This window comes from Streptomyces sp. BE303, from assembly GCF_036290945.1.
Taxonomy (GTDB): Bacteria; Actinomycetota; Actinomycetes; order Streptomycetales; family Streptomycetaceae; genus Kitasatospora.
On the sequence record NZ_JAQYWZ010000331.1, the window covers coordinates 37099 to 44887 of the forward strand.

The window sequence follows — 7789 nt, forward strand, 5'->3', positions numbered from 1 at the left end:
GCGGCGGGCGGGCCGCGGCGAAGCGGCCCGGTGACGCGGCGGCCCGGTGGCTACTGCTCGCGCCACCAGGCGACCAGCCGGCGCAGGCCCTCGTCGAGGCCCAGCTCGGGCTTCCACCCGAGGTCGCGTTCGGCGGCGGCGATGTCCGCGAGCCGCCGGACCACGCCGCCGGCGGTGTCCCGCGCCGGGCCGTGCTCGACGCCCAGGTCGGTCCGGTCCATCGCGGCGAGCAGCGCGTCGGCGAGGCCGCGCAGCGAGACCTCACCGGCGCTGGCGATGTTGTAGACCCGGTCGGTGACGGGCGCGGCGGCGGCCAGCAGGTTGGCCCGGGCGATGTCCTCGGTGTAGACGAAGTCCATGGTCTGCGCGCCGTCACCGAAGATCAGCGGCTGCTGTCCGGCGACGATCCGCTCCATCCAGCGGATGAACACCTCGGTGTACCGGCCGTGCACGTCCATCCGGGGGCCGTACACGTTGAAGTAGCGCAGCGCCACGTAGTCCAGGCCGTACATGGCGTGGAAGGAACGGAGCAGGCCCTCGTTGAAGACCTTGGCGGCCCCGTACAGCGTGTCGTTGTTGTAGGGGTGCTGGGTCTCGGGCGTCGGGAAGACGTCGGCGAGGCCGTAGACGGAGGCGGTGGAGGAGGCGACCACCTTGCCGACGCCCACCTCGGCGGCGGCCTCGACCACGTCGAAGGTGCCGTCCACCATGACCTCCAGGGCCAGCCTGGGTTCGGTGGCGCACTGGGTGATCCGGATCGCGGCCAGGTGGAAGAGCAGGTCGGTGCCGGGGCGGAGCAGCTCGCGCAGCAGGGCGCGGTCGCGGATGTCGCCGTCCACCACCCGCAGCCGGCCGGGCGCGGCCGCCTCCCGGGCGTACGCGAGGTTGGCCTTCCGGCCGCGGACGAAGTTGTCGAGCACCACGACCTCGCGGGCACCCGCCTCGATCAGCTGGTCGACCACGGTGGAGCCGATGGTGCCGGCTCCACCGGTGACCAGGCAGCGGGAGCCCTCGATCTCTACAGCGTTCACCGCGTGGCGGCCCTTTCCTGAGCTTCGGACAGTACGTCGTCTTGGGGCAGTGCGCCGTCTTGGGGCAGTGCGCCGTCTTCGGGCAGTGCGCCGTCGAGGCCGGCGCCCACCGGGACGGTGGCACCGCCGAGTTCGAGACTGAGCGAGGCCGCCTCCAGCAGCTGGAGCACCCGCAGGCCGGACCGGCCGTCGGTGAGCGGGTCCCGGCCCTCGGTGATGGCGGCGGCGAACTCGGCCATCACGTTGCGCAGCGCCTCCTGCTCGACCAGCGCGGGGGCGACCATCGAGCCGACCCGGTAGGAGATCTGCGTCTGGTGCCGGATCGCGTCGGTCAGCTCGTCGGGCGGGGTGAGGTCGACGCCGCGGTCGTGCACCGCGAGTCGGGCCTGCGGGTTGAGGTCGTCCCAGACCAGGGTGCGCCGCGACCCGCCGATCAGCGTGGTGCGGACCTTGGTCGGCGAGAGCCAGTTGACGTGGCAGTGGGCGAGCGCGCCGTTGCTCAGCCGGACGGTCAGGTACGCGACGCAGGCCCGTCCGGCACCGATCGGGTCGGCGCCCTGGGCGGAGACGCCGACCGGTTCGACGCCCGGCGGCAGGACGAAGTCGAGGATGGACAGGTCGTGCGGGGCGAGGTCCCAGAGCACGTCGACGTCCGGCTGGACGAGCCCGAGGTTGATCCGCACCGAGTCGAAGAACTGGACGTCGCCGATCTCCCCGCCGTGCACGAGTTCGCGGATCCGGCGCACCACGGGGGTGTAGCAGAAGGTGTGGTCGCACATCAGCACCAGCCCGCGTTCCTCGGCGAGCGCCACCAGTTCGGCGGCCTCCGCGGCGGAGGTGGTGATGGGCTTCTCCACCAGGACGTGCTTGCCCGCCTCCAGCGCGGCCCGGACCAGCCGGTAGTGGGCGGCGGCCGGAGTGGCCACCGCCACCGCGGCGACCCGTTCGTCGGCCAGCACCTCCTCGAACGAGGCGGTGGACCGGACGGTGCTGTACTCGCCCAGCACCCGGCGGGACTTCGCCTCGTCCAGGTCGCAGAGCCAGTGCAGTCTCAGTGCCGGCGTCTGCTGTGCGTTGCGGACGAGGTTCGGTCCCCAGTAGCCGGCCCCGACCACCGCGATCCCGATCCGGTTCACCGGCACGGTCTCCGGCGGCGCGCCCGGTGTGGGCACGTGTTCGCCGGGCGCCTCGCTGGCGGATTCCGCCGTCATCGCAGGACCCCCCTTGCTCGGCGCCGCGACTCCCCCGCCCCGGCGCCCTCAACGATCATGGCAGGCAAAGGAGTTGCCAGTACCCCACGGGGTTCCCCACCGGCCGAACGACCCCTCGGCTCGCTGCTGGAACGCTACCGGCCGCCACCACCGCCCGGGGGTGGATTCGGGAAACCCGGGGACGAGTCGTGACGATGCCGTGCGGATCCGGCCAACGTCGCGTGTCCGTCCGCCCGGGCGCAGGGCCCTGCCGGAGGGTCGACGGGCCGGCCCGGCCCGGCGCCGCACCCCGGTTGTGAGGTTGTCAGTGCCATTTGACAGGCTTGCTCCGGGCCGGCCCCGCCAGCCCCACTGGTACCGACAGCACCGGGGAGCGAGAGGGAGGACGACGCCATGACCACCGGGGAACCGGCCGGCACGCCGCCGCTGCGCCATCACCGCGACAGCCTGCTGCCCGCCGTCGCCGCCGCCCTGTCGCTGAAGGGCGGCGAGGTGCACACCCTGGCGGGCGACAAGTCCGCCCGCCGGCCCGTGCTGCACCCGCTGGTCGGCGACTTCCTGGACGCGCTGCCGCCGGAGCACCGGGAGCGGTTCACCGGACGCTGCCCGGAGGCGGTCCTGCTGTCCCAGTACCTGGTGGCGGTGGACGGCAGGCGCTCCAAGCGCGCCTCCCGGAAGCCGATGAGCCTGCCCGAGGCCCGCAAGGCGCTCAAGGGCGCGCGGCTGACGACCGTACGGATCCGGGAGGAGCACGACCCGGCGCACGGTACCCACGCCCCGCCGTGCCGCTCCTGCTCGCCGCTGCTGGAGCACTTCACCGTGCAGAGCGTCGCCGTCGGCCCGGCCGCCGGCAGCTGACCGGCCACCGCCCGGTCCCCGACCGCGCACCCGCACCGTCCCCCGTCCCCGACCCGCCGGAGCCCGTCCTGAATCCGCCCAGTCCGCCCCCGCCCCCGCCGTCCACCCTCACCGGACCGCCCCCGCGGACGCGTCCGCGCTTCCCCGCCGACGTCGCCGCCGAGCTCAAGACGGCCGGCTGGCACCCCGGCCGCTGGCAGATCCGGCAGGCCGAGGAGTGGGCCGACGCCCTGGTCGGGTACGGCAGCCCGGCCGGCGTCCAGCACTCGGTGTTCCCGGCAGCGGTGGAGGCCTGGGCCGAGTTCGGCGGCCTCGCCTTCGACCTGGCCGGCCCCGGACGGCAGCTGGCCCGGACCCCGTTCCTGGTCGACCCCCTGTGCGGGCTGCACCAGCCGCGCACCCTGGCCGACCTCGGCCGCGCCCTGGACACCCGGCTCGCCCCGCTCGGCGAGGAGGCGTACGGACAGGCGCTGCTGGCGGTCGACGAGGAGGGCCGGGTCTACAGCCTGGACCACACCGGCGAGTGGTTCCTCGGTCACGGCGTCGACCAGGCGATCACCGCGCTGGTACTCGGCACCGCCCCCGAGCGGCTGCGCGCGCCCGACGAGCCGTAGACCGGGGCCGGTCCCGGCCACCTCCCCGGGCTCGCCCCGGACCGCAACCCACCGCGCCCGGCACCCGACCGCACCGGCGCCCGGCCGGGACCGGCAGCGGGAGGGCGGACGGGCGTCGGGGCTCAGACCAACCGGTCGCTCCGGACCGCCAGCCGCGACGGCAGCACCGCCTCCACCCGGAACCCGCCGTCCCGCTCCGGTCCCGACGAGAAGGTGCCGCCCAGCGCGACCACCCGCTCCCGCATCCCGACCAGCCCGTTGCCGCCGCTGGGCAGCGCGGCCGCGGCCCGCTCGCCCCCCGGGCAGGCGTTCACCACGCTGACCCGTACCCCGTTCGGCGCGTACGCGAGCAGCACCGAGACCTGCGCCCCGCCGGCGTGCTTGTGCGCGTTGGTCAGCCCCTCCTGGACCACCCGGTACGCGGTCTGCTCGGCCTCGGCGGTGAACTCCTGCCGGCCGCCGCTGACCGTGAGGGTGACGGCCATCCCGGCCGCGCGCGACTGGTCGACCAGCCGGGGCAGCGCGGCCAGCGAGTCGGGCTCGATCGCCGCCTCGTCGGACATCCGCAGCACCCCGAGGATCTCGCGCAGCTCGTTGAGCGCCTGCCGGCCGACCTCGCCCATCAGCTTGGCGCTCTGCGCCGCCCGGTCCGGGTCCTTGGCCACGATCCGCTCCAGGGCCCCGGCGTGCACCACCATCAGCGACACGCGGTGCGCCACCACGTCGTGCATCTCGCGGGCGATCCGGGTCCGTTCCTCCAGCCGGGCCCGGCGGGCCCGCTCCCGGGCCTGTTCGGCCAGCAGGTCCAGCTCGGTCTCCAGGCCGTGCGCGCGGTCCTTGAGCGACTCGATCAGCCGCCGGCGCGCCCCGACATAGAGGCCGGTCACCACCGGGGCCACGGTCAGGCCGACGGACACCAGCAGCGCCAGCACCAGCTGGCCCCAGAACGGCGGCTGCTCGACGTCGCCGGGGGTCAGCATCGACAGCAGGATCACCCCGGCGACCTCGGCGTAGGCGAGCGCGGAGAGCGCCACCACCCGCCGTCGGCGCGAGGGCCACTCCCACGTCTCGGCCAGCGTGTACAGCGCCACCATCAGCAGCACCATGCCGGGGATCCCGGGCATCACCATCAGGGCGACCAGCACCGGTACGGCCGGCCAGCGGCGGCGCAGCACCAGGGTGGCGCCGGCCAGCGCGCCGAACAGCGCGACCCCGAACATCGTCGCGGTTCCCAGGTGGAACCGGGCGCCCAGGAAGGCGACCGAACTGGCCGCACACTCCAGTGCCGCGAGGGCGGCCAGCCCGGCGTCCAGGAGGGCGCTGCGCCGACGCCGCCACCACAAGAACGACCGGTCCCGCGCGCGCTCCCCAGGCGACTTGCTCATGGCTCACAGACTACGGCGCATCACCGCCCCTTCCCCACCCGGTTCCGCCCCGACACCTCGACCGCGCCCCAAGTGGTCCAGACCACATACGGGCCCGGGGCATCCGTGTCCGCCATCCGGCCACCTCGCGGACAGCGACCCTCCCGACACCTATGCTGGTCGCGTCGGACAGCGCGGTCCGCACGCGTCACACCCGCCACACGCGGGCGGACCTGTGACGATGAGCCGTTGCCGAACACCCCACCACCCCGAGGGAGCCAGCCGTGACCGCTCCGGTCCCCACCCCGGCGGACAGCCAAACCGCAGTCGGCGCAGCCGGCCCGGTCGCCGACAACTCAGCCCTGCGCGCGGACATCCGCCGCCTCGGCGACCTGCTCGGCGAGACTCTGGTCCGCCAGGAGGGCCCCCAGCTGCTGGGCCTGGTCGAACAGGTCCGTCTGCTGAGCCGCACCAACGGCGAGGCCACCGCCGAACTGCTCTCCGACATCGACCTGGAGACCGCCGCCAAGCTGGTGCGCGCCTTCTCCACCTACTTCCACCTCGCCAACGTCACCGAGCAGGTGCACCGCGGCCGCGAGCTGGCCACCCGGCGCGCCCGCGAGGGCTCGCTGCTGGAGCAGACCGCCGACCAGCTCGCCGAGGCGGACCCCAAGCACCTCCAGAACACCCTGGCCCACCTCGCGGTCCGCCCGGTCTTCACCGCGCACCCCACCGAGGCGGCCCGCCGCAGCGTCCTCAACAAGCTCCGCCGGATCGGCGAACTGCTCGACCGGATCCACCGCGAGGAGATCGCCGCCGGCCTCTCGCACGCCGACCCGGCGCGCACCTCCTCGGCCCGGCGCCAGGCCGACCGCCGCCTCGCCGAGGTCATCGACCTGCTCTGGCAGACCGACGAGCTGCGGATCGCCCGCCCCGAGCCCACCGACGAGGCCCGCAACGCCGTCTACTACCTGGACGAGCTGTACCGCGAAGCCGTCCCCGCGGTCCTGGAGGAGCTGCACGAGGAGCTGGCCCGGGTCGGCCTCGCCCTCCCCGACGGCGTCCGTCCGCTGACCTTCGGCAGCTGGATCGGCGGCGACCGCGACGGCAACCCCAACGTCACCCCGCAGGTCACCTGGGACGTCCTCAACCTCCAGCACGAGTACGGCATCAAGGACGCCCTCGCCGCCGTCGACGACCTGCGCAACTCGCTCTCCACCTCCGAGCGGCTGGCCGGCGCCTCGGTCGAGCTGCTCGCCTCGCTCAACGCCGATCTGCAGCTGCTCCCCGAGCTGAGCCCGCGCTACAAGCGGATGAACGCCGAGGAGCCGTACCGCCTCAAGGCCACCTGTGTCCGGCTCAAGCTGGAGAACACCCGCGAGCGGCTCGCCAACGGCACCCCGCACGTCAAGGGCCGCGACTACCTCGGCACCCGCGAGCTGATCGCCGACCTCCGGCTGATCCAGGACTCGCTGCGCGCCCACCGCGGCGAGCTGATCGCCGACGGCCGGCTCGCCCGCGCCATCCGCACCGTCGAGGCCTTCGGCCTCCAGCTCGCCACCATGGACGTCCGCGAGCACGCCGAGGCCCACCACCACGCGCTCGGCCAGCTCTTCGACCGGCTCGGCGAGGAGGCCTGGCGCTACGCCGACATGCCGCGGGAGTACCGCCAGCGGCTGCTCGCCAAGGAGCTGCGCTCGCGGCGCCCGCTCGCCCCGACGCCGGCCCCGCTGGACCCCGCCGGCGCCAAGACCCTGGGCGTCTTCACCACCATCCGCGAGGGCTTCGAGCGCTTCGGCGACGAGATCGTCGAGTCCTACATCATCTCGATGTGCCAGGGCGCCGACGACGTCTTCGCCGCCACCGTGCTCGCCCGCGAGGCCGGCCTGATCGACCTGCACGCCGGGATCGCCAAGATCGGCATCGTGCCGCTGCTGGAGACCACCGACGAGCTCCAGCAGGCCGACCGGATCCTCGACGAGATGCTCTCCGACCCCTCCTACCGGCTGCTCGTCTCGCTGCGCGGCGACGTCCAGGAGGTCATGCTCGGCTACTCCGACTCCTCCAAGTTCGGCGGCATCACCACCTCCCAGTGGGAGATCCACCGCGCCCAGCGCCGGCTGCGCGACGTCGCGCACCGGTACGGCATCCGGCTGCGGCTCTTCCACGGCCGCGGCGGCACCGTCGGCCGCGGCGGCGGCCCCTCGCACGAGGCGATCCTCGCGCAGCCCTGGGGCACCCTGGAGGGCGAGATCAAGGTCACCGAGCAGGGCGAGGTGATCTCCGACAAGTACCTGCTGCCCTCGCTGGCCCGCGAGAACCTCGAACTGACCATCTCCGCCACCCTGGCGGCCTCCGCGCTGCACACCGCCCCGCGCCAGGCCCCCGAGGAACTGGCCCGCTGGGACGCCGCCATGGACCGCGTCTCCGAGGCCGCGCACACCTCCTACCGGGCCCTGGTCGAGCAGGAGGACCTGCCGAAGTACTTCTTCGCCGCGACCCCGGTCGACCAGCTCGCCTCGCTGCACCTGGGCTCCCGTCCGTCCCGCCGCCCCGACTCGGGCGCCGGTCTGGACGGCCTGCGCGCCATCCCGTGGGTGTTCGGCTGGACCCAGTCCCGCCAGATCGTCCCCGGCTGGTACGGCGTCGGCGCCGGCCTCGCCGCCGCCCGCGAGGCCGGTCTCGGCGACGTGCTCGACGAGATGTACGGC

At 74.2% G+C, this 7789-nt stretch carries 6 protein-coding genes; 3 read left to right on the top strand and 3 right to left on the bottom strand.

All coding sequences use genetic code 11. The annotated features are described in order from the left end of the window. Positions 1-50: 50 nt before the first annotated feature. Positions 51-1031 carry an NAD-dependent epimerase/dehydratase family protein gene (locus tag PUR56_RS04510; RefSeq protein ID WP_329880016.1) on the bottom strand — a complete coding sequence of 327 codons (981 nt, stop codon included), beginning with the start codon at positions 1029-1031 and terminating at the stop codon, positions 51-53. Further along, positions 1028-2242, bottom strand: a complete 1215-nt coding sequence (locus PUR56_RS04515; protein WP_329947932.1) for a Gfo/Idh/MocA family protein — start codon at positions 2240-2242, stop codon at positions 1028-1030. The genes PUR56_RS04510 and PUR56_RS04515 overlap by 4 nt, the downstream gene beginning before the upstream one ends. Positions 2243-2635: 393 nt before the next feature. Between PUR56_RS04515 and PUR56_RS04520 the strand changes: the two genes are divergently transcribed. Beyond that, on the top strand, positions 2636-3100 hold the full coding sequence (locus PUR56_RS04520; protein WP_329947933.1) for a YwqJ-related putative deaminase: 465 nt from the start codon (positions 2636-2638) through the stop codon (positions 3098-3100). A gap of 68 nt (positions 3101-3168) precedes the next feature. Next, positions 3169-3714: an SUKH-3 domain-containing protein gene (locus PUR56_RS04525; protein ID WP_329947935.1), complete on the top strand. Its 546-nt coding sequence runs from the start codon at positions 3169-3171 to the stop codon at positions 3712-3714. Between the two features lie 122 nt (positions 3715-3836). Here PUR56_RS04525 and PUR56_RS04530 read toward each other — a convergent pair whose 3' ends face one another. Further along, positions 3837-5099, bottom strand: coding sequence for a sensor histidine kinase (locus PUR56_RS04530; RefSeq protein ID WP_329947934.1), 1263 nt, complete (start codon positions 5097-5099; stop codon positions 3837-3839). A gap of 263 nt (positions 5100-5362) precedes the next feature. Between PUR56_RS04530 and PUR56_RS04535 the strand changes: the two genes are divergently transcribed. Then, on the top strand, positions 5363-7789 hold a 2427-nt coding region (locus PUR56_RS04535; RefSeq protein ID WP_443034434.1), incomplete at its 3' end, for a phosphoenolpyruvate carboxylase.

What these genes read in the sequence shown, in the direction of transcription:
- PUR56_RS04530 (WP_329947934.1), bottom strand. Translation starts at nt 5,099, where the DNA reads ATGAGCAAGTCGCCTGGGGAGCGCGCGCGGGACCGGTCGTTCTTGTGG.
- PUR56_RS04515 (WP_329947932.1), bottom strand. Translation starts at nt 2,242, where the DNA reads ATGACGGCGGAATCCGCCAGCGAGGCGCCCGGCGAACACGTGCCCACA.
- PUR56_RS04520 (WP_329947933.1), top strand. Translation starts at nt 2,636, where the DNA reads ATGACCACCGGGGAACCGGCCGGCACGCCGCCGCTGCGCCATCACCGC.